Source organism: Lysinibacillus sp. CTST325, from assembly GCF_054665055.1.
Map to the genome: position 1 here is coordinate 1 of NZ_BAAFHO010000023.1, position 22,527 is coordinate 22,527.

Annotated in this window: 22 protein-coding genes; 16 read left to right on the forward strand and 6 right to left on the reverse strand. The window is 32.5% G+C overall.

The window, feature by feature from the left end:
* Nucleotides 1-177: 177 nt before the first annotated feature.
* The 3 genes from ACYQ73_RS26875 to ACYQ73_RS26885 all read left to right on the forward strand — a co-directional run bounded on the left by ACYQ73_RS26875 (nucleotide 178) and on the right by ACYQ73_RS26885 (nucleotide 1,575).
* Nucleotides 178-360 (forward strand): hypothetical protein, encoded by a 183-nt coding sequence (locus ACYQ73_RS26875; RefSeq protein WP_460015252.1) that lies wholly within the window; start codon nucleotides 178-180, stop codon nucleotides 358-360.
* A 215-nt stretch (nucleotides 361-575) separates the two neighbouring features.
* Nucleotides 576-896 carry a type II toxin-antitoxin system RelE/ParE family toxin gene (locus tag ACYQ73_RS26880; RefSeq protein ID WP_460015253.1) on the forward strand — a complete coding sequence of 107 codons (321 nt, stop codon included), beginning with the start codon at nucleotides 576-578 and terminating at the stop codon, nucleotides 894-896.
* A 340-nt stretch (nucleotides 897-1,236) separates the two neighbouring features.
* A complete protein-coding gene (locus tag ACYQ73_RS26885; RefSeq protein ID WP_460015254.1) occupies nucleotides 1,237-1,575 on the forward strand; it encodes a helix-turn-helix domain-containing protein in 339 nt (112 codons plus the stop codon).
* A 125-nt stretch (nucleotides 1,576-1,700) separates the two neighbouring features.
* Here ACYQ73_RS26885 and ACYQ73_RS26890 read toward each other — a convergent pair whose 3' ends face one another.
* Nucleotides 1,701-2,279, reverse strand: coding sequence for a recombinase family protein (locus ACYQ73_RS26890; RefSeq protein ID WP_460015255.1), 579 nt, complete (start codon nucleotides 2,277-2,279; stop codon nucleotides 1,701-1,703).
* Nucleotides 2,280-2,506: 227 nt separating this feature from the next.
* Here ACYQ73_RS26890 and ACYQ73_RS26895 point away from each other — a divergent pair, with 227 nt between their 5' ends.
* Nucleotides 2,507-3,211, forward strand: a complete 705-nt coding sequence (locus tag ACYQ73_RS26895; RefSeq protein WP_460015256.1) for a hypothetical protein — start codon at nucleotides 2,507-2,509, stop codon at nucleotides 3,209-3,211.
* A 188-nt stretch (nucleotides 3,212-3,399) separates the two neighbouring features.
* Here the strand turns inward: ACYQ73_RS26895 and ACYQ73_RS26900 are convergent, their stop codons facing one another.
* Both ACYQ73_RS26900 and ACYQ73_RS26905 read right to left on the reverse strand, forming a co-directional pair.
* Complete coding sequence (locus ACYQ73_RS26900) at nucleotides 3,400-4,032, reverse strand: hypothetical protein (protein ID WP_460015257.1); 633 nt, start codon at nucleotides 4,030-4,032, stop codon at nucleotides 3,400-3,402.
* Nucleotides 4,033-4,241: 209 nt separating this feature from the next.
* Nucleotides 4,242-4,409, reverse strand: coding sequence for a hypothetical protein (locus ACYQ73_RS26905; RefSeq protein ID WP_460015258.1), 168 nt, complete (start codon nucleotides 4,407-4,409; stop codon nucleotides 4,242-4,244).
* Nucleotides 4,410-4,554: 145 nt separating this feature from the next.
* On the opposite strand from ACYQ73_RS26905, the gene ACYQ73_RS26910 reads away from it, so the two are divergent.
* Nucleotides 4,555-4,740, forward strand: coding sequence for a hypothetical protein (locus tag ACYQ73_RS26910; protein ID WP_460015259.1), 186 nt, complete (start codon nucleotides 4,555-4,557; stop codon nucleotides 4,738-4,740).
* A gap of 331 nt (nucleotides 4,741-5,071) precedes the next feature.
* Here ACYQ73_RS26910 and ACYQ73_RS26915 read toward each other — a convergent pair whose 3' ends face one another.
* Together ACYQ73_RS26915 and ACYQ73_RS26920 are read right to left on the reverse strand one after the other, a co-directional pair.
* Nucleotides 5,072-5,983, reverse strand: coding sequence for a DNA primase (locus ACYQ73_RS26915; protein WP_460015260.1), 912 nt, complete (start codon nucleotides 5,981-5,983; stop codon nucleotides 5,072-5,074).
* Nucleotides 5,984-6,288: 305 nt separating this feature from the next.
* A complete protein-coding gene (locus ACYQ73_RS26920; protein ID WP_460015261.1) occupies nucleotides 6,289-6,801 on the reverse strand; it encodes a hypothetical protein in 513 nt (170 codons plus the stop codon).
* Nucleotides 6,802-8,332: 1,531 nt separating this feature from the next.
* On the opposite strand from ACYQ73_RS26920, the gene ACYQ73_RS26925 reads away from it, so the two are divergent.
* The 3 genes from ACYQ73_RS26925 to ACYQ73_RS26935 all read left to right on the forward strand — a co-directional run bounded on the left by ACYQ73_RS26925 (nucleotide 8,333) and on the right by ACYQ73_RS26935 (nucleotide 9,952).
* Complete coding sequence (locus ACYQ73_RS26925; RefSeq protein ID WP_427421876.1) at nucleotides 8,333-9,160, forward strand: AAA family ATPase; 828 nt, start codon at nucleotides 8,333-8,335, stop codon at nucleotides 9,158-9,160.
* Between the two features lie 3 nt (nucleotides 9,161-9,163).
* Nucleotides 9,164-9,562, forward strand: coding sequence for a DUF5388 domain-containing protein (locus ACYQ73_RS26930; RefSeq protein ID WP_460015262.1), 399 nt, complete (start codon nucleotides 9,164-9,166; stop codon nucleotides 9,560-9,562).
* Nucleotides 9,563-9,817: 255 nt separating this feature from the next.
* Nucleotides 9,818-9,952 (forward strand): hypothetical protein, encoded by a 135-nt coding sequence (locus ACYQ73_RS26935; protein ID WP_460015263.1) that lies wholly within the window; start codon nucleotides 9,818-9,820, stop codon nucleotides 9,950-9,952.
* Between the two features lie 834 nt (nucleotides 9,953-10,786).
* Here ACYQ73_RS26935 and ACYQ73_RS26940 read toward each other — a convergent pair.
* Nucleotides 10,787-12,508, reverse strand: coding sequence for a helix-turn-helix domain-containing protein (locus ACYQ73_RS26940; protein WP_460015264.1), 1,722 nt, complete (start codon nucleotides 12,506-12,508; stop codon nucleotides 10,787-10,789).
* 837 nt (nucleotides 12,509-13,345) lie between these two features.
* On the opposite strand from ACYQ73_RS26940, the gene ACYQ73_RS26945 reads away from it, so the two are divergent.
* From ACYQ73_RS26945 to ACYQ73_RS26980, 8 genes are all read left to right on the forward strand, one after another.
* Nucleotides 13,346-14,902, forward strand: a complete 1,557-nt coding sequence (locus ACYQ73_RS26945) for a primase C-terminal domain-containing protein (RefSeq protein ID WP_460015265.1) — start codon at nucleotides 13,346-13,348, stop codon at nucleotides 14,900-14,902.
* A 408-nt stretch (nucleotides 14,903-15,310) separates the two neighbouring features.
* Entirely contained in the window at nucleotides 15,311-16,450 is a 1,140-nt protein-coding gene (locus ACYQ73_RS26950) for a hypothetical protein (RefSeq protein WP_460015266.1), read from the forward strand.
* 459 nt (nucleotides 16,451-16,909) lie between these two features.
* On the forward strand, nucleotides 16,910-17,068 hold the full coding sequence (locus ACYQ73_RS26955; RefSeq protein WP_460015267.1) for a hypothetical protein: 159 nt from the start codon (nucleotides 16,910-16,912) through the stop codon (nucleotides 17,066-17,068).
* Nucleotides 17,069-17,893: 825 nt separating this feature from the next.
* Complete coding sequence (locus tag ACYQ73_RS26960) at nucleotides 17,894-18,514, forward strand: hypothetical protein (protein WP_460015268.1); 621 nt, start codon at nucleotides 17,894-17,896, stop codon at nucleotides 18,512-18,514.
* Nucleotides 18,515-18,528: 14 nt separating this feature from the next.
* Nucleotides 18,529-19,410: a VirB6/TrbL-like conjugal transfer protein, CD1112 family gene (locus ACYQ73_RS26965; protein WP_460015269.1), complete on the forward strand. Its 882-nt coding sequence runs from the start codon at nucleotides 18,529-18,531 to the stop codon at nucleotides 19,408-19,410.
* A gap of 1 nt (nucleotide 19,411) precedes the next feature.
* Complete coding sequence (locus ACYQ73_RS26970; RefSeq protein WP_460015270.1) at nucleotides 19,412-19,774, forward strand: hypothetical protein; 363 nt, start codon at nucleotides 19,412-19,414, stop codon at nucleotides 19,772-19,774.
* Entirely contained in the window at nucleotides 19,767-20,168 is a 402-nt protein-coding gene (locus ACYQ73_RS26975; RefSeq protein WP_460015271.1) for a PrgI family protein, read from the forward strand. Before ACYQ73_RS26970 ends, ACYQ73_RS26975 begins: the two co-directional genes overlap by 8 nt.
* Nucleotides 20,110-22,524 (forward strand): VirB4-like conjugal transfer ATPase, CD1110 family, encoded by a 2,415-nt coding sequence (locus tag ACYQ73_RS26980; protein WP_460015272.1) that lies wholly within the window; start codon nucleotides 20,110-20,112, stop codon nucleotides 22,522-22,524. Before ACYQ73_RS26975 ends, ACYQ73_RS26980 begins: the two co-directional genes overlap by 59 nt.
* Nucleotides 22,525-22,527: the final 3 nt, after the last annotated feature.

Sequence of the window (22,527 nt, forward strand, 5' to 3'; positions counted from 1 at the left end):
ATCACGCAAGCGTTGTCACAATCGTCGGTGATTCATACCGATTAAAGCATCATTTAACCTCGGAAAACGAGTAATTTTGTACACCCTTAAACGAGCAAAAATGTACATATTGGTGTTGACATTTATAGGGTATTAAATATGAGGGAGTGAAAATTGTTGTCGATATGGGATAACTTCATGACAGCTCGTGAAGCAAGTATAAAGCTTGGGAAAAATCCTAAGTATGTATATCTTCTATGGAAAAGAGAATCTAAGCATTTGTTAAAAGGTAGTGTTGAAATGAAAGACACACTTCTTATCACACAAGAAGGTTATGAACATTTAAAGGCTATAGTAGATAAAAGATCAATGGGCAATTAAGTCTTTGCCTATTGATCTTTTTTTGCTGTAAATAAACGAGATAAGAAACCTTTCTCTGTAATGTAAAGGTTGTAGGAGTCTATGGAAATAACAATTCTAAAATATACTACTCTATCATTTTATTTGACTTTAAAATATTTTCAGATCATAATATAACATGCGGGTTATATTCTACCGATGTAATATAACACTAATATAAACAGGAGGATCATCAAGTGAATAAATCATTCAACCATGATGGTCATTCTTCTTTCAAAAAAGAGTTAGCGAAGCTCGAAAAGAAACATCCAGAACAGTACAACAAGATTTATATCGAATTACGTAAATTGGAGAAACGTACAGCGTTTATTCAAAAAGGTAAGCAGTATCCTGGTCTAAAAAAAGTGAACAACTTATACCAATTCACAATTGATGACCATCGAATTCTATTTGATATAAAAAATAACGCAATAATTTTTTACTTATTACTCTTTGAGAAAAAGTCTAAATCGACTCCACAGAGATACTACAAAATAGCAAAAAAACGTAGAGTGTAAAAGATTAAATTCGCTACCTTGGAAAGAAGATTGACAAAATAATAGGATTCCGGTGCTAAGTGCGCCGGAAATAAATCCTATAAATCACATGTTGAATGAAAAATTAACATTGGTAATCCTAAATAAAAAATCCCTTTACGCAGCAAGTGCGTGTACTTGCAAAACTATTAGTCCAAACTAAGGCGAAAGTTGAGGTGAAAATCAGTGAATGTAATACAATTAAACGTGAAAAGATTAATTAATTATTCCAACGTTCAATCAAAAAACTTAATCGGCCTATTACAAGTAAATATCAGATGATTGTCGGTGCAATCTTTTTAATTAAGAGGAGAGACATTTTATGAACAACAAAAATCAGAAAGAGGAGTCAATGAAAATAGAAGGAATTGAAGGAATTGAAGGAATTGCAGAAATTGAAGGAACTACATTTAAAGAAATCCAAGAGATGCAACAAGAAATTAATTTGGAAAAATATATTATTTTAGAGTTAGTATCTGAAATTTCATTTGTAAGAGAAGAAAGAAATATTACACAAAAAAACCTTTCTCAAATATCAGGGGTACCACAAAAGACTATTTCACGTTTAGAAAACGGTAAAGATCTGCCTAAATTTTCAACTTTATTTAAACTTCTTAAAGCATTAGATTTAAAGATGGAAATTAATATTTTACCTAGATAATAAGATTTTTTATATAACTATAATAAGCAAAATAAGAAACAAATTTAAAAAATTTAGCTAAATTGTTTAAATTTATTTAGATTTATTTAGAATTTTTTAGATTCTTAAAAATAAAAAACCTTTCACTATTGTAGTGAAAGGTTTTTTATTAATTCTTTTCGCTTTTTACTTTCTCTTTTTAATGTACTAATAGAAATACCTGTGATTTCAGCTATTTGTTTAAATGAATGAGTGTTTCGTAAACTCATAGCATGATCTAATTGCTTCTTAGTGTATTTATTCGGCCTACCTTCGCGAAACCCTTCCTGTTGCTTGGCAATAGCTTTCCCTTCCTGGGTACGTTCAACGATTAGATTACGTTCCATCTCAGCTACAGCGAGTAGTGTCTGTAAAAAGAATCGTCCCATTGTCGTATCTTCAAGTAAGCCGACATTCAAGACATGTACCTTCACGCCCTTTGCGAATAGCTGTTCAATAATCTCAATACCTTCTTTCGTGTTACGAGCCAATCTATCCAATTTGGTTACTATCAATTTGTCACCTTCTTGTAATTGCCCCATTAGCTCATTCAATTGAGGACGGTCTGTTTTCGTCCCCGTGAATTTCTCTTTATAAATAACTGTTGCTCCTTCACTTTCCAAGGCTTGAAGCTGAACCTCTAATTCCTGTGACACCGTCGATACCCTCGCATAACCGTAAATCATTGAAAAACCCCTCATTTCTACACCACACTTATGAATCTAAGTTGTGACACCGTTTGAACCCTTGATATTACTGCATTGATTGATGGGTGTCAATACTATTAAGTTTCGGCACCAACAAAAAAACAATATTTATAAAAACAATATTTATTTTTACGAATATTGTTTTTTATATTGTTTTATTTATATATTACTGGTAATATATTCTTATACCGAAAGGAGATGGTCTTATGAAAGAAAATGAAATTCAGGTTTCAATTAATCAGTATCTTACAAGCCAATTACGTCAGACATTTTCGGAAGAAGGAGTCATTACTAAGAACGTCACTTTTGCTTTGTCTAATGAAATAACCGAGAAGATAAATGATATCAGTGATAGCAACAAAATGTTAGAAGAAAAATATCGAGTTTCAGGGTTACCTACTACAAAATCAGATATTTTATCTAACGCTATTGAAGCATATTATGAAGCGTATTTTACTGGTTTAGATGCTTTAAACATAAAGCTCGAATCAGAAGAATTCACTAAAGATGATGAACAAAATCATGATGAAAATGCGCCTAGAGTAGCAGATACAATAATTGTTGCATCTAATTCTTATGAGAGTTATGAAGAAGTGTTTTTAAAAAATCGTGAGTGGTATGAGGTCTCTATGGCAGCATGGCGAATCCGTTATCTTAAATACCTTTGTATATATGTAGGAAAACCAATCTCCAAAATTCTTGGTTATTCCGAAATTATTGGTTTCGAAGTATTGGAGAATGGAAACTATAAGTTTAACTTAGGAGAGCCCATTTTATTAGAACATCCGATTGGATTATCTCCACATAGCCGTATGGGTGTACGTAAACATCGATTTACAACATTAGAAATGCTAAAAAAATCAAAATACGTATCTGACTTGTCTTATTGGTGGCACTCAAAACCTTTATAAAAAGCATACAGCATGACTACTTTAAGTGGTCATGCTGTTCTGTTTGTATATTTATCTATGTAAGGTTGCAATCATGTATCACTTATTCAATTCTAAGATTATCTATAACAATTTGTGAAAATACATCGTAACGATCACAGTGAAAAAAAGATCAAAGGTATATCATTTATCCTTTGATCTTTTTTAAATCATTTGTTATTTAATTCCATTATAGCGATGGCCGCTTTTAAACGTCTATCGGGATCATCACTATTTATTTCATCTTTAATTATTTTCATTGCATCATGTAACAGTGTATTTAATTCATTATCAATTGAGAGATGATTATCAAGTTCATCATCTAAGGGATTATTGACGCCTTGTTTTTTATTTACGTATTTCTTAAAAATTGCTTCATGTTGAGAGATATCAGCTAATCCTAATTGTGTCTTTAGTGATGCTTGTAATTCATCGGGAAGTTCTACCCGACTGAATGGTTCTCCATCAAATAGCCATTCTACTTTTCGTTGATGTTCAAATTTTTGAGAATTCGGATCGTAATAATAGTCACCTTTTATTATAGCTACGTAAAAAATATCGTTATACGGAATAATACAGATATGCCCAATCTTCATCTTATTGACAAAGCGATCTAATAATCCCGTTTTCAAACTCGCGTCTCTTGGCTCTAATCCTGCTTGTGCTACTACTGCTTTAACATCTTCTTTAGTTAAACATCCGGTTAAATCACTAATTCCCCAGTGTACTGCAATGATATTATCTTCTAAAAATTTCTCCATACGATCAGTCTGACCTGGATATGCTCTCACCATCCATAACATGTTAACATTGCCCCTCTCTAATAAGTTAATTAAATAGTAACATTTAATCAACTCTTTTGCAAATTAATTTTAAATTAACTACGAATTAATTTAAAATAACTAAGTCTTTAATATAATTAAATTCCTTTTTATTTGAAAAAAATAGAAGATACATAAAAAAGCGAACCCATAATATTGAGCTCGTCTTTTTATAACATTCATATTTTCAGTTAATTTTCAAAATATAAATTAAGCAACTGATTAATTAATTCTGGTTTCTGGTCTTTCTCTTTTAAAGCATTGAAACGTTTATAATTTTTTGGTGTTAGATAAACCGTTACTTGTTTGTTAGTTTCTTTCTTCTTACTAAGTTTCATCTTAACTTTTAAATCCGCCATAGAATCAACTACTCGGCCTCAAAAAACTTGATAACATTAGCTATATAGCGATTTGTGGTGCTTAATAATTCAGTATAAGGCATTTTTGACTTTCGTAACAATGCACGTAATATATGCCACAATTAAATCAAAGGAGGTCGATACTATGACAAAAAAAGATATAACCATTATTCTTATACTCACTGTATTGGTAGGTTTAGTGCTCCAGATTTACAGCAGCGAGATTAATATAATCGCACCTATTATTAAAGAAAACCTATTCGAAATTTTAGTATTAGGCGGAATTATCACTATCATCACAATGCTCGCTCCGTTCAGTAACAAACAATAGAATTATTTGCTGGTACTGGTGTAGCTATATTTGTAAAGGTCGTAGGAATCTTCTACCAAGTCAAAAACTTCGTTTTTGGGGAGTGTGCATACACTCCTATTGCTTGCCCTTTATTCTCTAAGAGAAAAAAAAGCGTGTAAGGCCAGTAGTGTCCTAGCTGTTTACTGTGATGTAAAATAAAGAAACCTTAGCAAAGGCTGCTGTAGGAATTCTATTAATCTAATAACGGAGAAAACGCCTAAGCTTTGATAATTTTTTCTTTTTTATAAATAAAAAAGTTGCTCTTTTTTTTGAGCAACTTCTTTGTCATTTAGTTTTTAACGATCTGTTTCTATTCAACCAGATGTTCATGGTATTCATGTAACACCTGCGTCAATTGTTTTGAGAAATGTTCTTCGATATAGTCAGTAATGAATTGTTGCTTTTCAATTTCAATTTGGGTAGAACGAAAAAGTTTTCCGAAGAGTCGCCACTTTTTTTCTGCTGCGTAGCGCTCTAAAGCTTCATTTTCTAAGCGATTTAGTACGGCTTGTTCAAGGTGTTTTTCCCTAATTCTGATCGCGATGTCGTTTTTATTCGATGTAATAACCTCATCTATTTTTTCTTTTAACTCCTGATTTTCCTTTTGTAGTTGCTCCGTAACGACTTGAATATCAGCGATTTTTTGCGAAGTTTCGGGAGGGATTGCTATGAATTTTTGCTGAAGGAGGTTTTCGTTTAATATTATTTGTGTTTGTTGTGTTGTTTCATCTTGTTCGATTTGAAAAAGTCCTGTTTGCATAATCTGTGCAAGTGCTTGGCTTAAGGTATCCATTCTATTTTCAAGGTCATTCGGTCTAGTAATTTCACTGGTTGTCTGTTTGATAACGTGTCCATCCTCATTAATACACAATAATCTTTTTAAACCTTTCACTCGGTACTCGTCTTTCAATAGTAAAATCATTCGAAGCTTCAAAATAGCTTTGAAATTTAGCCTAATAATGGTCGACGTTGAGGGATTAGTAGTTACCCCATCAAATAGATATTCTTCAAATGGCTTAATGTAATAACGTAGCTGGGCATCTGTTACCTCAAACCAACCTGCTACTTCAGGCGTTGAATAGTATTTCTTCTCAATTAATTCGTCTAAGTATGACTCGGACAACAAGATATGTTCAGTTGGTGTGTCTTGAATCACCTGAAATAATGGATCACCAGCCAGTACTTCGGAGATTCGCTGTTTTATTGAAATTGTTTGTTCCATCTCTCTATTGCCTCCTATTCTATGGAAATCTACGCTATTGTTTTCTACGCTAGTTTATTGCTTAGGAAATTATTACTTTTCTATAGTTTTCTATTCTTCGCTGGCCAAATTTATGTCATCTCTTCGAGAAAATGCTTAGATTAATTTAGACTGGGGTATTGCAGTGAGTCTAATTGAAACTCACACTTTTAACTAAGTACGGTAAATCTAGATAATAAGCAAAGTAAATCCTCTTATATAAAAAGTAGCGGACGTTTTAACAATTCTAGCGTGAACTGGGGCACATTAGATAAAACTTGATTCACTTAAACTTCTAAATCTTTAGTTTTATTTTCAGATAAAGCGTGTGCTTTTTCATAGATTTTATTTAGGGTTGAATAAGTCAAGGTATATACAGCTATAGTAATTGAAAGAATTCCAATAGAATTACCAAAGTTAGCAAACTCTATTTTTTGGCAATATTCTATCAAGACTTTAATAAATGTATCTTCTCCTTTATATTTGTAATTTTTGAAAAACCAGATAAATAAATATATAACTCCTGAAAAATATACAATTAAATTAATTGCAATAGTGTTAATATAGGCTTTTTGATCATTAATATTTAAATGTTGAGATAAAGTTCGTATACTTTTTAAGTTAACTATTCTCGTGGATTCTTTAGGGAACATTAATTTTAAAAAGACATAATAGATATAGGTAATTAGCATCTTTATACTTAGAAGTAAACCGACAGAATATAACAGTAGTGAAATTGCAAAAGTTATCATTAGTACAGAAAATAAAAATCCTTCTGTTTCATTCTTCCATTTAATCATAATAAAAACTTGTAAAAGAATATTTGAAAGAACTAATGAAAGAATTATGAGTTGATATTGTATGTTTTTTTTGTTACTAAATTGTTTCTTCAATGCAAGTATATAAAAATACCAAAATAATAACATAACTGTGATAAATGTGATTTTTTTATTAAAATTAATGAAATATAATACAGGCGTAAATAACGAGATGAACTGTAAAGAAAAATCATATCTATTCATATCGTTAAAATATAAAAATTTTTTCAAATTACTATAAGAAGTGCTTTGCATTTTATCTCCTATTTTGCTTTTATTTTGTTTAACAAACTTTATTGCTTTTGATACATTTTCTACTAAACAATCAATATCTTATTGGTTAAATCCCTCACTCTCCTCGGTAATTAATTACTATACTAAATAGAACAAATGTTTTCAATTTTGAAATTTCAAAAATCAAAAATATGAAAGTAGAAGCAAAAAAATATCGTATTTTAACCACTCATTCTTTTCACCATAAGCAAGTGACTCTCCTATAACCACTAGCTGTAAATAGATCGCCCAACGGTCAAACAGACGCTTTAAATAAAAGTTCGAGGTGGGAGTGTGGTGACACATGGAGCTGACGAATACTAATCGATTGAGGACTTAACCAAAATGTTTGAAACATTCAATAACGTTTATCCAGTTTTGAAAGAATAATTCTTTCATATGTCTAGTGATGATGGCAAACACAGCTGTTAAGTATTCAGAGGAGTTTTGCGAAGTGTAGAAAAGAAAATAGTAGAAAAGAGTTCAGAAGTAACTTTGAGAGCAAGCAAAATGCTACTTTTTAGGAACTCCCCAATTATAAATAAAACGTGTAATTTTTGTTTATTATAAACTTAGATAAAAACACTATAAAATTATTGGACACAATGCACATTAGCTTAATGATGTGCTACCGCAACCTCTTGTATAAGCCTAACTATTTAAATCATTTGTTTCATACCCTCCCCTGTTCTTCGCAGAAATTTTCAATTCTTTTCTATGCTAGGGCACATATTATTTTCCTTCTCTATTCTGTTTTATGCTAGTTTTCTTAAAGAGCTCCCAGACGAATCGAGAAGGAGAATCACCTGTAAACTTATTGAAATTCTAGAAATTCTGTTCCTTAGGATAGTATAGATCCTTTTGTAAGCAGATATCCCGATTCGTGAGGGTTTCGCCTTTAAATCGAATCTAAATTGCACCATCTTCCATGACACCATGTGTTTTTCGCATTATATCCCATCGATTATAGGCTTGCATATCCTGTGAGGCCAGTTATTCTTTCAGGAAATTTCGTTAATAAAACTTAGTATACGCATATATCCGTATACTAGTATATACATATATTCATATATGAGTATATGCATATTTCATATTAAAATCCCATATAAACCTACACAAGCAATTCTCCCTTACCACTATTAATCTCAAATACCATTGCACGTCCAAATCTTTTAAATTAAAATATATACATATATGTAAGTGGAAAACATTTAATTCCAATTGATTGGAGGAGAAAAGTGTGTCAGAAAATAAAGAAGCAATTATCGTAACGTTTGGTAATTTTAAAGGTGGGACAGGCAAGACGACGAACAGTACAATGATAGCGCATGCACTATCGTTGAAAGGATATAAAGTGCTTTTATGTGATCAGGATCCACAAGCCAATGCGACATCACTTTATTTAAAAACAAAGGCATTAGGAACAAATGAAATCGTTTCATTTAACAAAACACTAATGACTGCTATTCAAGAAGAGGATCTTTCACAAATCGTGACAGAGGTAAAAGAAAATCTATACCTACTGCCAAGTTTCAGTGATTTCGCATTATACCCTCGCTTCTTAGAGAAGAAGTTCCCAAATGATACAACAGCCCGTGTTCAATACTTCTCTTCGTTAATCGAACCATTAAAAAAAGATTATGATTTTATCTTTATTGATGTACCACCAACAATTTCAATCATTACAGATGCAGCGCTTTATGCTTCTGATTTTGTAGTGGTTGTACTGCAAACACAAGAGCGTAGTTTACAGGGGGCAGAAGTGTTCACTGGATACCTGCAATCATTAATTGACGATTATGACGCTGAATTAGATATTGTCGGTATTTTACCAGTGCTTTTGAAAAATGGTGCGGCCGTTGATTTAGCCACACTTGAAAGCGCACGTGAAATCTTTGGTGAAGAGAACCTATTCGCAAATGTTGTGAATAACATGGAGCGCCTAAAACGCTTCGATATAACAGGGATTACAAATGAAGATATGCATGATCGTAAAGTACACAAAAGCTACGATACGATTGCTGAAGAATTCATCACTCGCGTTCAAGCCGAGCTAATGGAGGTATAACGAATGAGTAATCTATTAAACAATGGAAAGCCTAAAAAAAGACTGCTAGAGCGTGGCCCTAAGATCGTCCCATCCCAAGAGTTCAAATTGAAACCAACAGAAGAAGTAACAGTTGAAGAGGTCCTTGTTCAGGAGCAACAACCAGCTCCTACACCCCGACAAACAGAGGCAACAGATTCACCAAAAACAAACAAAAAACGTGAAGCAGCACAGATTACAAGTGTACGTGTCACAAAAACAACACGTAACAAGCTAAATGCTCTCATTCAATTAGGTAAAGCTGATAATGTCGACTCCCTAATCGATATTCTTCTTGATGAATATATCGAAACCAACCTAGTAAAAGATGAAGAGAAAACCTTCAATCTAGTTTTGGACATTATTCAAAAGCGAGACCGTTAGAAAATAGAAAAAGCAACGAATCATCCTTACATTTAGGATAGTTCGTTGCTTTTTTTAGGGGATGATGGTAGTAAGATGAAGTTTTTGACTAAACTTAAGGGACAGTGGGAGCTATAAACAGGAGAACTCTTCATATCTGGAGAGTCCTTTTGTTTTTTATTAGTACTTCTGTTTTAAAGTATAAAGTGTCATATAAAAACATGTTTTTGGTGGGCAAAATCAATAAAAAAGAATTAAAAGGAGTCGAGCGCCATCGTGTTACCTATTGATATGGAGGTTGTAATGATAGTCTCAAATTTACCTAGGAAACTTAGCGAACTTTCCAAAGTAAATCCTGATAAGGCTATTGAATTAATACAAGACTGGGGAGATGGTAAAAAAGTATTATAAAAATTTGGGAATAAATTCGTGGTGACCTAAGGAAAAGTGTGAATAAAGATATTTAATGAATATAAGGTTGTAGACTCATCAGAACAAGTAAGAGTAATGTGCTAATTCCGGTTTCGCTAAAACTGTGATGTAATTTTGATTTAAACTTTTTAATGCTTATAAACCAGCACTTATCAAAACAGTCTTCATACTGGAAAGTCGAAGCCTTATCAGTTCGTATGGCTTTGAAATATGCACAAATGTATAGCCGTACAAGTTTACGTGATTGGAGGGATAATTAGAGCTGAGGATGACATTAAGACAATAAAAAAACTGAACGGTATAAAGACCGAACAGTTTTAGCAGTAGTGCTACTGCCGCAGGGGACAAATTCACCACTAAAGATAGGCTAGTATTACCTCTACGGGTCTCACCCTTTAAAGAGGGTAGGATTTAAGCCATAGCTCAATCTCCTTAGAACCACTACTTATTTAAGTATATATTACTCTATTGGAAAATCAATACTATTTTTACAGAAGAGTGGGGAGTTAAGATTTTAATTTAGCAGCTGTATTGGTAGTAAAACTCATCCATTCTTGAACGTTGATATAAGTCATCGTCCCATTGATCAGATTGTAAATACTCTTGATGAATTTCTTCTATTAAAAAAGCTACAGGATTCGCTTTACACCAAGGTTTAAAGATGACATATGCATATATTAATATACTTGTATATTAGTGTATGCATATATTCATATATGTATATATTTAATTGAAAAAACGCTATTACATCAGCGTTTTCTAGGCTCTATAATTCTATGTAAATAAAAAGAGCTAACAAACAATTTGCTAGCCCTACATTTTCATCTTTTTTTTTTGCTGTTTTTGCTCAGCCCATTGCTCTAATTTTGCAATATTTGCTTTGTTGTAACGTTTGTTTTGTTTGTTCAAGTAGCGAAGTAGAGTACTATGGGAAAGCCCCATTTCCGTAGCAGCTTTACGGATACTTAATTTTTCCTGTTCTATTAAGTCAGCTATATATTCTGGTGAGATTTCAATAGGTTGGTTTTCATCTAAACTCATTGAAATTTGTTCGGATGTATCTAACAGCCGATCTGAAATAGGTGAGATCACGACAGAAGCAGCAACTTCATTCGCAACTGGTGTAGTCAAAGCTGCGATATTAATTTTTTTCAAATTCTCCGCAATAATTTCATCTGGTGGTACGATTACCAAAGTAAGTGGACTCCAATATTTTTGTACCCAGAAACGCTTCCCTATACGTTCTTCATCAATTGGTTCTGTGTAATACCAGTTCTTGATAACTTGATCACGTTGAAGATCATCTAGTACAGATTCAAGGCGATCACGTATTTGTACACCGTTATAGCTTTTAGGGAAAGCAACAACATCCAATAAGGTTTTAATCTTAAACGGCTGATGTAAAGTACGTTTTAACGCTCGTATTTTCCATTGGTAATTTAAATAGCGTGTTAAACGTTTATGTTCACGTTGTGTATAATGGCTATATTGAAAGACCTTTAAATCAAGTGCTCCAAAGGATTGCTGTTCATTGTTTAAATAATACGAAAGAATAGGGGCGGGACGAATTTGTAAGGAGTAAATCCCTTTTGCCTTCCCAGTCTTTTTATCGTAAGCCATATCCAAACTACCAATGTCAAACATGCGATTAAATGTCGTAAAATCATATTGCTGTTCATCTGAAATCTTTTCCGTATCAATAACGGTGATATTGTCACCACGCATTGATACCCAAATACTTGAAAGGGCAGCGACACGCTTCATAATGCTAAAGCGTTCTTTTTCACGTATATAGAAATCTTCCTTCATAGCATCAGCAAAACGAAGTTTTAAAGCTTCATCACTATGAAATTTAATGTAACCATCTGCATCTTTAGGCTGCACAATCCACAAATAAGAAATTAAGTCGAATAAATCGGCCGTCCATTCATCTAGTGAACTAAGCGTAGATTCCATGAGTGATAACCACATTTGTTGCTTTTCAGAACCGGCAATCCCCAGGTCAATTGGACGTACTTCAGCTTTTCCACGTACAATCCCCTTATTGTCCTGAATCTCAGCTCCGTATAAACCCTCTTCATTTTCAACAAATTGCTTCTTCTTTGTGACTAGATCACGCATCAACTGATAATCAGAGTGCATGGTACTGTACATATAATCGTTATCGAATGCTTGCTCTACTATTTCAACATGATATGGTTCATTTTCATTAGAAGAGATTTCATTTTGTAGATAAGAGTCTACTTCAGCAAGGATGGAATCCGTATAGTTGTGAATCGCACTACGAATCATCAATTTCGTTAATGGTTGGTTAGGGTATAAAGAATCCTTAAAGAAATTACAAAGCATTTGAAAGCTCTGTGAAGGCGTATGCGTGGCATTAACGCTCATTAATGAAGCATCGTGTATCCAGCGTTCTAAAGACTCTATATAGCGTGTATCTGATTGGAATATAGGTAATGCCTCTTCCAATATGACTAGCGGTACCCATTCGTTTTTAATAATCATACGTTCAGGTAGATCTTTATAAGACATTCTGGTTCACCTCATACATTCTAACATTACCCTTAGTATAACAAAGTTAAACTAATAACCAATGATTTATGAACCATTTTCATAGTTAGAATGATGAAATGAACCGCTATTGGTTCAGAATATGATAAAAATCGACATTTTTCGGGAACTAGGTATGGTTAGGAGGTAATATTGGTTCAAAAACAGGGAAAGTGGTTCATGTTTCGAGAACTAAGTGTACTAAATAATGAACTAGGTAGTATTGGTCATAAGATGTGTGTCTTTCGATAAGAATCAATCACATATAAAGGATTTAAATTGAAATGAACCATGTGATGATGGTGAAGTATAAAATGAACCGATTTTCGGGAACTAAGTGTGCTAAAGTGGTTCATTTTTAGTCTTTTTTCGAGAACTAGGTGTACTTTGAGTATTTTCGGGAACTAGGTGTACTTAAAAATGCAGTCATACCAACAAAGTGATTCACAAGTGGTTCATAAATAGAGCATCTTCGGGAACTAGGTGTACTAAATATTGAACCAGAGCCTCTTTTTTTCGGGAACTAGGTGTACTTAGAGAAGTTATTAGAAGTGTTAGAAATATCGTTATATCAAGGTTTATAGAAGATTATTGTTCATTTTAAATGGTGGTTCATATTCGATAATGTGGTTCATTTCTTCGGGAACTCGTCATAAAAACTTTTTTTTTCAAAATCTCGCAATCCCTTGTGGCTCTAAGAAAAAAAGTGGTTTGAAAAAGTGGTTCAAAAACGCTTAGAGAGGTCCATTTTGCAAGAGGTTCATTTACTATAATTGTCCTTAGTGAAAAAGAATGTTTTTAGGGTAAGAGGTGAACCACATGACACAAGCAGTTTCCGTAAAATATGAATCAGTAAATGTAGATTTACAAAAAGTATATGACGTAATAGTACATCAAGGACTGACAACCTATAAGAAAAAACATTCAAATGCAGCACTTCCACTTCAGGTAAAGGGTGCAAAAGTAGATGCTCGTTCAAAGAAGGGAGCTGTCTTTGTTGTTCGTTCAAAAGCTGATTTCCAAACGAAAGGTGTCAAAGGCTATATCGTAACATCGAAAGAAACGCTACTAGAAGATGCATCAGGATTAACGCATTTTACACCGAATGTTTATCGTAAGTATGGCTATGCAGATGAAAACCGTCGTATGATTCGAGGGTTTGAGGAGCGCAATCTCCTGCAAATTAATACATTTGTGGTCGATATTGATACTCTAAAGCACTCTGTACAGGATATTTTGCTAGCATGTATGGATCATTCTATTGGTCTTCCAACACTCATCATAGCTTCAGAGCGAGGCTATCAAGTATATTTTGTACTAGAGCAACCATTATTTATTTCAAACAAAAACGATTTTAAAGGTCTAGCTGTGGCAAAACGTATTGCTGATAACCTTAAACGTAGTTTAAAAGATGTAGATGCAGATATATTTTGTAATAACTTTGGTTTTTTCCGTTTACCGAAAGCTACAAATATCGTTTTTGCACAGCTTCAAAATACATATAGTATGGCAGAATTTATTAATTGGTCGATGAGGCAGGATGATGATATAGATCGACCTTTATTTGTAGTGCCTACAAAACTCTCAAAAGCTTCTATGATAGATTCAGAATGGTTCCAAGCATTAATACAGGCAGTTGATGTAAAGGGAAAGAAGGGACAAATAGGGCGCAATAATGCGATTTTTACGCTTGCACTTGTTTGCTTTAGTGAAGGTTGGGATAAAGCTCGAACATTCGATTTTATTGATGAGTACAATTCTCGTCTTCGTAACCCATTACAAGGACCAGCACTACAAGGCATTCTAAATTCAGCTTACTCTGGTAAATATAAAGGCGCAAGCAAAGAATATGTCGAGGCTTTACTAGAAATACATGTACATAATGGCCGATCTATTCCCGTTTATACAGCTAAACAAGTATGGTACAAGTTTAAGAAGGAACGACAAGATCGTACACGTAGCCATTACAATGAGTGGGAAGAAGATCTAATCAACTATATTACGGCAGAAAATAACCCTTCTGAACCGTTTATTTGGCGTTCTCAAAATGAAATTTGTAAAGCAGTGGGTATTCCACAAAGCACATTGAACCAGTTGCTAAAGGTATCGACAAAAATTGTTAAAACTGTAACAGGTAAGGGACGTTATGCAAAGACAGGCTGGACAACCGTCCAACTGTTTATTCAACATGCCATGGATTTAATTCAGACAGCGAAGGCGAGCTATCGAAAACAGCTTCTTCAAGTAGTAAAAGAATGGACGGAGGAATTAGAAGAGGTAGCTGGCTACACTCAACTATTTCGCTATTTAAAACAACTAATCTTTAACAATAGTAAACAAATACTTGTTGAAAATCCCCTTGGTAACTCAGGTTAATTTAATACTCCAATCTGCCTTTACATATTTCTATTTACGTTTTCGATCTTGCGTTTAGTTCTTGTGGTCATAGTTTGGGAATAACTATGTTTTTACGTAAGAATAAGCTGTGGCTGTAGTCTTATTTTAAAAAGTAAAAGTAGCATAGTAGATTCATAAAACAAATGTAGCAAACTAAACACTTTAATACATGTAAAACACATAAGATATACTGATATATGTGTATATCAGTATATTCATTATTTAAATAGAAAAATACTAAAAACGAGGAACTAGTTATTATTTGGTAGGTTATTGTTTTTCTGTAGTTTTCTATTCTATGCTGTTCAATTTTATGAAAGGCTTTATTATAATTTAATTACTATCTTGGTTGTTTTCAAAATATTTAATGAGAGTAGAGGAATGCTTATGTATGAACAATTTTCTGTAGATGAACGAGAACAATTACTTTTATTCCTTACTGAAGAACAACGTAATTTTTTAAAGAACGAAGTAAAACGTGGCAGAAGGACAGTATTTGAAAATGTTATGAGGGATGAAAAAATCACAGCACTCAAATCTGTAGACATAACTCTTCAAGAAGATGAGTTGAATGTAGTAGACTGGCTGATATCTGATTATGATGATTTTGGTCCAGGTAATCTAGGTGGGCGATGTGCTTGTAATCGACGTTTAAGATATATGTTCACTGTTGAACATCAGAAAACTCGTAAAAAGATTCAATATGGTAAGGATCATTTAAGTGTATTTTTAAATATAGAAGTGAAAGATATAGATGGAGTTATAAATGAATTAGATAGAATTGATTATGAATTAGATGAACTTTTGTGGAAAGTAAAGAATAATGAGTACTATCATGAATATTATGAAAGAATCCATGATAAAGAAGTAATTTCAGAGAGCATTAGAAAGCATATTGAAGTAAATGTTCCGTTATTGGATAGGCAAATAACTAGGTTAAATAAATATTTTGAAAAACAAATAGAAGATTTAAAGAAAGAGCAACTAAAAATGCAGAGTGAAGCTGTACTTGAAAGACGCCAGGAAGAAAAAAGACGGATTAATGAATTACTAAGGGAAAAGAAAAGAATTGAAGACATGTTGGAAGTAGAGAGAAAGGTTCAATCTGAAGGAGAATTTAAAAGACGACAAAAGGAAATAGAGCGAGAGGAAAAATTAGCGCAAGAATGGAAAGAAAAGAATGCAGAACGAGTAGAATTAACGAAAATACAGCTTGGCTATGGTGCGACATTTGATGATATAGTTTATTCACTTGTATTACACGGTGAACATAGTGCAGTGGCGATTAGTCATAATATGGTCAATGATTTTGGTTTTGATAATCGGATGTCGATAGGTATAATGGGTAGATTTTATATTTATAGTGATGTCTTATTGGTATTAAAGAAACAAGTGAATAATGGAAATTTATTTATGGATGAATCATCAGATATAAATGATTGTTTTTTCTATGTGAATCCGTATCGTGAAGAAGATGGTAGTAATAAAATCGAAGAAGTACAACAAAAAACTTTATTGTTGTTTTAATTAAAGTAGAGAGAAATTAATAATAAAATACTTCTCTTATACTTGCGGAAATTAATGTGCTTCTTATCGAGGATAATGTATTTCCTCTGGTTCTCTTGCTATGATGAATTCACCTGTTTGCTTTAAAGCCCTCACAGCGCTTGTAACAGTGCAAATTGACACGTCACATTTCAATGCAAATTTATCTGAACCAACCTTCGCATTATGTACAGAATACGATCCAGTACCGCAAGTTGCTTCTAATTTGCCTTAAATTCTTTATACAAATCCATACACCATGAGTTTACATAACAACAGAATTCGGCAGTAATGACAAAGGACAAACCCTTGTATTGAAAAGAATATAAATAGAGTGAAAAGGAATAGTTCAGCCTATGATAGTATCGCAATGCGAAGTATAGAAAAGAATATAAGAGAGAAGTTTGGCGAAGAACGATGTGTAATACAGATAATTGGTACATGTACTATGAATATCACAATTACTTATCCATTGTGGTAATAATAGATACAGCATTAGAAGAAGTATTGTATACAGATACGTATTTGCTCGATTTTTTTCAAAAAAGTAATAAATCTACGTTAGAAGTATCCAGTTGGTTCGGTATTACAGATGCTTAGCTTCGTTACTATTGTCCCTTTATTTTATCTGTATTGTATATCTGAAGTTTTGTGTATCCGTATTTCACTTAGGCAATATGTAATTAAATGGTATTTCTTGAATCAGCGATCAAACATTTGATTGCTGATTTTCTATTAACCTGGATTTTGAAATATTAGTAAAAATAATACTAAAGATTGATTTTATTTTTTGATATTTATCTTTATAATAAATGAGAACAAATGTTCTTGTTTGTTTAGGGAGGTGGTACATGTTTTGTTCGTATTTCTTTTTTCAGAGAATCTCAGAATGAAAAAGTTATAAATTTAATATTTAACATTGATCCAGTTCAAAATACTTTAGATTACAGTATATGAAATTAAGTATAGCTATGTATTTTATATTTGATGATTTTCTCATCCTTGTATATTCTCATGGAAAAACAACGTTAAAATATTTCCACATTGTTTTTTCGCCAAGAAATATCCCTGTCCTTTTGGTTTTTTTTTACTTTTTTTAAGTTCTTTTCTAATGAGTTTTATAGACTGTTACAAAAAACTTATAAATATAGGGACACCCAATATTTATAAAGTGTTACTTTTTTAGGATTCTTAAAAAAGTATAAAAAATATATATTTCCCATTTAATACTATATGTGTAAATTGGGGTATTTTATTTTCACATTGAGGTCTGTAAAATGAGATTGAAAATACGAAAAGGAGTTCTCTTTTTATGATCAAGTTCAGGAAAATTTTGGAATTGATTTAGGCGAGGTTAATTGAAATTTATACTTCTGAATCTTGAAAAAAAAATCTAATTTTAAAAAAAGAAAGAGGGTATAAAAATTGAAATTAACAAAAGGTTTTTTAGTTTTATTTTTGTCAGTTTCTGTTTTATCTGCTTGTAGTGAAGAAGATAAAACAAATCATGATAGTGAAATTAAATCTCCAGTAGAAGAAGCTGTAAAAAAACATGAAGCTGTAGATTTACCTGTAGTTATTTTCAAAAACAGTAACCATAAATATAAAGATCAAATATTTGTTCGCAGTATTACAAATGTTGAGTTAAAAGATTTTGATGAATCAACAGAACTTAAGTTTTTAGATCGCTATGACAATGCTGTGCGTAGACAAAATTTTGATTTACAAAAAGATTTTAAATTATTGGTTATTACTATGAAACAAGAACTGCAGGGAGATGTTCAAGGAAAGCTTTATGAAAGCTATATATTTAATGCTGGAACAGGGCTAGTAATAGGAGATGATAATTTAGCTAATGAAAATGAATTTTTGATGAAACAACAAGAGTATATGACAAATAGGTACAGTGTTAGTTCGACTTCCGATGAAACAGGAAACATATTATTTGCAGTACCAAATGAATTTGCTAATGATAAAAATTTGCAGCTTAAAATTATACAAAAGTTAGATAATTTAAGTGAATATGTTTACATTGATTTGAATTAATAAGAGGTGAAGTTATGGATTCTTGGATAGAAAGCATGATTGAAAAAATCACGGCATTCCTCTTTGGTATATTCAAGGATAGTACAAAAGGGACGTTGGATTTAATAAGCGAAATATTCAAAAGTAGTGTTAAGACTGTTCAAACACAGGTTTCAGAAACACCAACAGAGTTTTCACAACCCCTTGTCGATAGTCTACGAACCGTTTCTGAATCGGCTATCTTGCCTGTAGCAGGGTTGATACTAACTTATATTTTTTGCTATGAGTTGTATCAATTAGTTGTTGAACAAAATAAAAGTGGTAATTTTGAAACCGGGCAATTGGGTTTTTTAATTATAAAAACAGGTGTCATGATTATGTTATTAAGTAACTGCTTTGATATTACATTAGCGGTATTTGATTTAGGTAAATGGATAACTGATCAAGTACCTAATAAGGAAATAATGATACCGCCAAGTGTCACAGATGTTATTGTTAATAGTATTCCTGAAAATGATGTTGGTTATGCTTTATCAATGTGGGTAATGGCAATAATTTCTCTTATCATCGTTTTTGTTATGACGGGTATTATTTATTTAGTTGCTTGGAGCAGGATTATTACGATTATGCTTTATATTTCAGTTGCGCCACTACCATTTGCAACATTTATGAATAAAGATTGGATTGGTTCAATTGGTCAAACATATGTTAAGAACTTAGTAGCTTTAATGTTGCAAGGTTATTTCATGTTAATTTGTTTAATCATATATAAACACTTAATCGAGAAAACATCTACTCTTATAGAGGATGGTAGCGGTTTATTTGGTTTAATGTTGATGGTTGTTTCAATGGCAATTTTGGTAGTATCACTAACTCGTACACACTCACTTGCTAAGTCAGTAATGGGGGTAGTTTAAATTGAAAAAGGGTTTGCAAAAGTGGATTACTCATAATAAAAAGTTATTGATGATTTTTGGAGTTATTTCTCTTATTGCTGTAGTGATAACAGTAATTGAATTGAGTTTAATTTTATCGAGTACAAATGACTTGCAGATATATGCAACAACCGGGGTTATCTCAAACGAACTTAAAAGAATTGGTTTATTAGGGTTATCTAATATTGTGGTAATCGCACTTTGGGCCATTATTTTTACTTTCATCTTGTTAAAAATGATCTTCCCTAATAGAAAAACAGTAAAAAATGCATTTTTTTTAGATGAATTAAGTTTTTTAAAAGATATGCCTAACCAATTGAAAAAGGGGTTAGATAGAAATGAATAACAACTTTGTTGTATCTATTCCTAAAGAATTGAAGAGCATAAAATCAAAATTGTTTCTTGGTTTAACTAAAAGACAATTAATTGGATTTTCGATTGCTATAGTTCTTGCACTTCCAGTTTTCTTTCTATTAAAAAAATTCAGTTTGGATGCTGCGATGTACGGCCTTTTTTTTACAGCTTTACCGGTAATATTTGCCACTATTTTTACTAAGGATGGTATTCCTGGGGAAACGTGGGTGAAGCTTTATTTAGAATATAAGTATCTTAATCCGCAAAACAGATACTTTAAAGTATCAAAAAGAAATAAAAAACTAGCGGAGGAAAGGAATGTGTTAAATGGCAAAAACAAAGTTAGAAAAGCTAAACCTATTTCAAACACTTCAGAAGCTAGTTGATTCCAAAAGACCAAAAGAAAAATCGACACAAGAAACGTTAAATTATAACAAAATGTATCCTAATGGAGTATGTAATGTTAGTGGGCAGATTTACAACAAGATGATCCGATTTTCTGATATATCCTATCAACTTTCTCAAGACGAAATGAAACAAAGGATTTTCGCGCAACACAGTACGTTGTTAAATTCATTTGATAATTCCATTAATATTCAATTTTGTTTCATCAATTATCGTATGGATAGAGAAGATAAGGTACAAGAAGTGTTAGAGTACAGTAAACATAATAGTGATATTGAAGATTTTGAACGATTGCAAGAAGAGTATTTTTCCTTTTTGGAAGAACAGAAGCAGAAAGGCAGCAACGGTATTGTAAGAAATAAATACTTAGTCTTTTCTATTAAAGAAAGGTCATATGAAAGTGCTGTAAGACGTTTGGAAAGTATTGAAAGCAATATCAGAGACAATTTTAAAACTATGGGTGCAGCCATTGAAGAATTAAATGGTATAGAGCGTCTATCTATCATCAACTATTTATTGAATGGTAATAGCGTCCATTATTTAGAGCTAGAAAATTTAACTGCTGAACAGTTAAACAGTGGAACAACAAAAGACTTAATAGCACCTAAAGATATTAAATTCGGTAACTTTAATGACGAGTTTAAGGTGAATAAAAAATACGGAACAACTTTACATCTAAGAATAGAAGCAACCGAATTATCTGACCGAGTTTTAGCCGATTTCCTTGATCTCGACCTTGAAATGCTTGTAAGTATGCACATAAGAACTTTAGGACAGCAACAAGCTGTACGTATGGTTAAAACAAAAGCATCTGATCTTGATAGTATAAAAATTGAGGAACAGAAAAAAGCGTTACGTGCAGGTTATGATATGGATATTTTACCTACTGACCTTAACATGCATGTTGAAGAAGCTAAAAAAACACTTTCAGATTTGCAGCGTGAGAATGAAAAATATTTCTATCTTACTTTTACGATCACAGTATTTGAAAATAGTCGGAAAGAGTTAGACAATGCGGTATTTCGATTGCAGTCTGTTGCTCAAAAACAAAATTGTTCATTAGTTAAAATGAAGTTTCAACAAGAAAAAGGGTTAATTAGTGCATTGCCTTTAGGTGAAAACTTAAATGAAACTAATTTAGAGCGAGGATTAACAACTTCATCAACGGCTATCTTTGTTCCGTTTACAACCCAAGAGTTGTATCAAGAAGAAAAAGAACCTGTGTATTACGGTTTGAATGCTTTGAGTAATAATATGATTCAAGTGAGCCGTAAGGCGCTCAAAAACCCTAATGGATTATTCTTAGGTACACCGGGTTCGGGAAAATCTTTCGCAGCAAAACGAGAAATGATTGATACGTATTTACGAACTACCGATGATATTTTGATCTGTGATCCAGAGGGAGAATATTATCCGTTTGTTAATCGCATGGGAGGCGAAGAAATCAAACTTTCTCTCAATTCTAAAGACTTTATTAATCCTTTAGATATATCCCTAGAATACGGTGAGGGTGAAAACCCTATTTCTTTTAAGAGTGATTTTGTCATTAACTTAATGGAATTGATTGCCGGGGGGAAAAAGGGTTTAACTGCAAAAGAAAAGACAATCGTCGATAAATGCACACGCCTTATTTATCGTCCTTATCTTGAAAATCCAAAACCCGAAAATATTCCGATACTTGAAGATTTATATAATGCCTTTATCGAAACAAATCGAGCAGAAGGGCAGGAATTAGCAGACGCATTAGAATTATACGTTTCAGGTTCTTTAAATGTGTTTAACAACCGCACAACTATAAATACCAATAATCGCCTAATCTGTTTTAATATTCAAGAGTTAGGCTCGAATTTACGAGAGTTAGGCATGTTAGTATTGCAAGATCATGTTTGGAACAAGGTAACTGCTAACCGTAATCGTTCTAAAAAAACATGGTATTACATGGACGAATTCCACAAATTGTTAGCAGAAGAACAGACATCAAATTATAGTGTTGAGTTCTGGAAGCGATTTAGGAAGTGGGGCGGTATCCCAACAGGCATTACGCAAAACGTTAAAGATTTATTATCAAGTCCAAAAATTGAAACAATCATTGATAATACAGATTTTGTTTACTTGTTAAATCAGGCAAGTAGTGACCGAGCGATTTTACAAATGAAATTTGAAATTAGTGATTATCAAGCAAACTATATTACTAACTCAGGTGAGGGTGAAGGTCTACTTGTATATTCGGGAGTGATTTTACCCTTTAAGGATCAATTCCCTAAAGACAACTCGCTATATCCAGTGATGACTACGAAACCTGAAGAAATTAGACGATTGAGAGGAGCTGCTATGTAAAAA

What these genes read in the sequence shown, in the direction of transcription:
- ACYQ73_RS26875 (WP_460015252.1), top strand. Translation starts at nt 178, where the DNA reads ATGACAGCTCGTGAAGCAAGTATAAAGCTTGGGAAAAATCCTAAGTAT.
- ACYQ73_RS26885 (WP_460015254.1), top strand. Translation starts at nt 1,237, where the DNA reads ATGAACAACAAAAATCAGAAAGAGGAGTCAATGAAAATAGAAGGAATT.
- ACYQ73_RS26890 (WP_460015255.1), bottom strand. Translation starts at nt 2,279, where the DNA reads ATGATTTACGGTTATGCGAGGGTATCGACGGTGTCACAGGAATTAGAG.
- ACYQ73_RS26895 (WP_460015256.1), top strand. Translation starts at nt 2,507, where the DNA reads ATGAAAGAAAATGAAATTCAGGTTTCAATTAATCAGTATCTTACAAGC.
- ACYQ73_RS26900 (WP_460015257.1), bottom strand. Translation starts at nt 4,032, where the DNA reads ATGTTATGGATGGTGAGAGCATATCCAGGTCAGACTGATCGTATGGAG.
- ACYQ73_RS26905 (WP_460015258.1), bottom strand. Translation starts at nt 4,409, where the DNA reads ATGGCGGATTTAAAAGTTAAGATGAAACTTAGTAAGAAGAAAGAAACT.
- ACYQ73_RS26910 (WP_460015259.1), top strand. Translation starts at nt 4,555, where the DNA reads ATGACAAAAAAAGATATAACCATTATTCTTATACTCACTGTATTGGTA.
- ACYQ73_RS26915 (WP_460015260.1), bottom strand. Translation starts at nt 5,983, where the DNA reads ATGGAACAAACAATTTCAATAAAACAGCGAATCTCCGAAGTACTGGCT.
- ACYQ73_RS26920 (WP_460015261.1), bottom strand. Translation starts at nt 6,801, where the DNA reads ATGATTAAATGGAAGAATGAAACAGAAGGATTTTTATTTTCTGTACTA.
- ACYQ73_RS26930 (WP_460015262.1), top strand. Translation starts at nt 9,164, where the DNA reads ATGAGTAATCTATTAAACAATGGAAAGCCTAAAAAAAGACTGCTAGAG.
- ACYQ73_RS26940 (WP_460015264.1), bottom strand. Translation starts at nt 12,508, where the DNA reads ATGTCTTATAAAGATCTACCTGAACGTATGATTATTAAAAACGAATGG.
- ACYQ73_RS26945 (WP_460015265.1), top strand. Translation starts at nt 13,346, where the DNA reads ATGACACAAGCAGTTTCCGTAAAATATGAATCAGTAAATGTAGATTTA.
- ACYQ73_RS26950 (WP_460015266.1), top strand. Translation starts at nt 15,311, where the DNA reads ATGTATGAACAATTTTCTGTAGATGAACGAGAACAATTACTTTTATTC.
- ACYQ73_RS26955 (WP_460015267.1), top strand. Translation starts at nt 16,910, where the DNA reads ATGTACTATGAATATCACAATTACTTATCCATTGTGGTAATAATAGAT.
- ACYQ73_RS26965 (WP_460015269.1), top strand. Translation starts at nt 18,529, where the DNA reads ATGGATTCTTGGATAGAAAGCATGATTGAAAAAATCACGGCATTCCTC.
- ACYQ73_RS26975 (WP_460015271.1), top strand. Translation starts at nt 19,767, where the DNA reads ATGAATAACAACTTTGTTGTATCTATTCCTAAAGAATTGAAGAGCATA.
- ACYQ73_RS26980 (WP_460015272.1), top strand. Translation starts at nt 20,110, where the DNA reads ATGGCAAAAACAAAGTTAGAAAAGCTAAACCTATTTCAAACACTTCAG.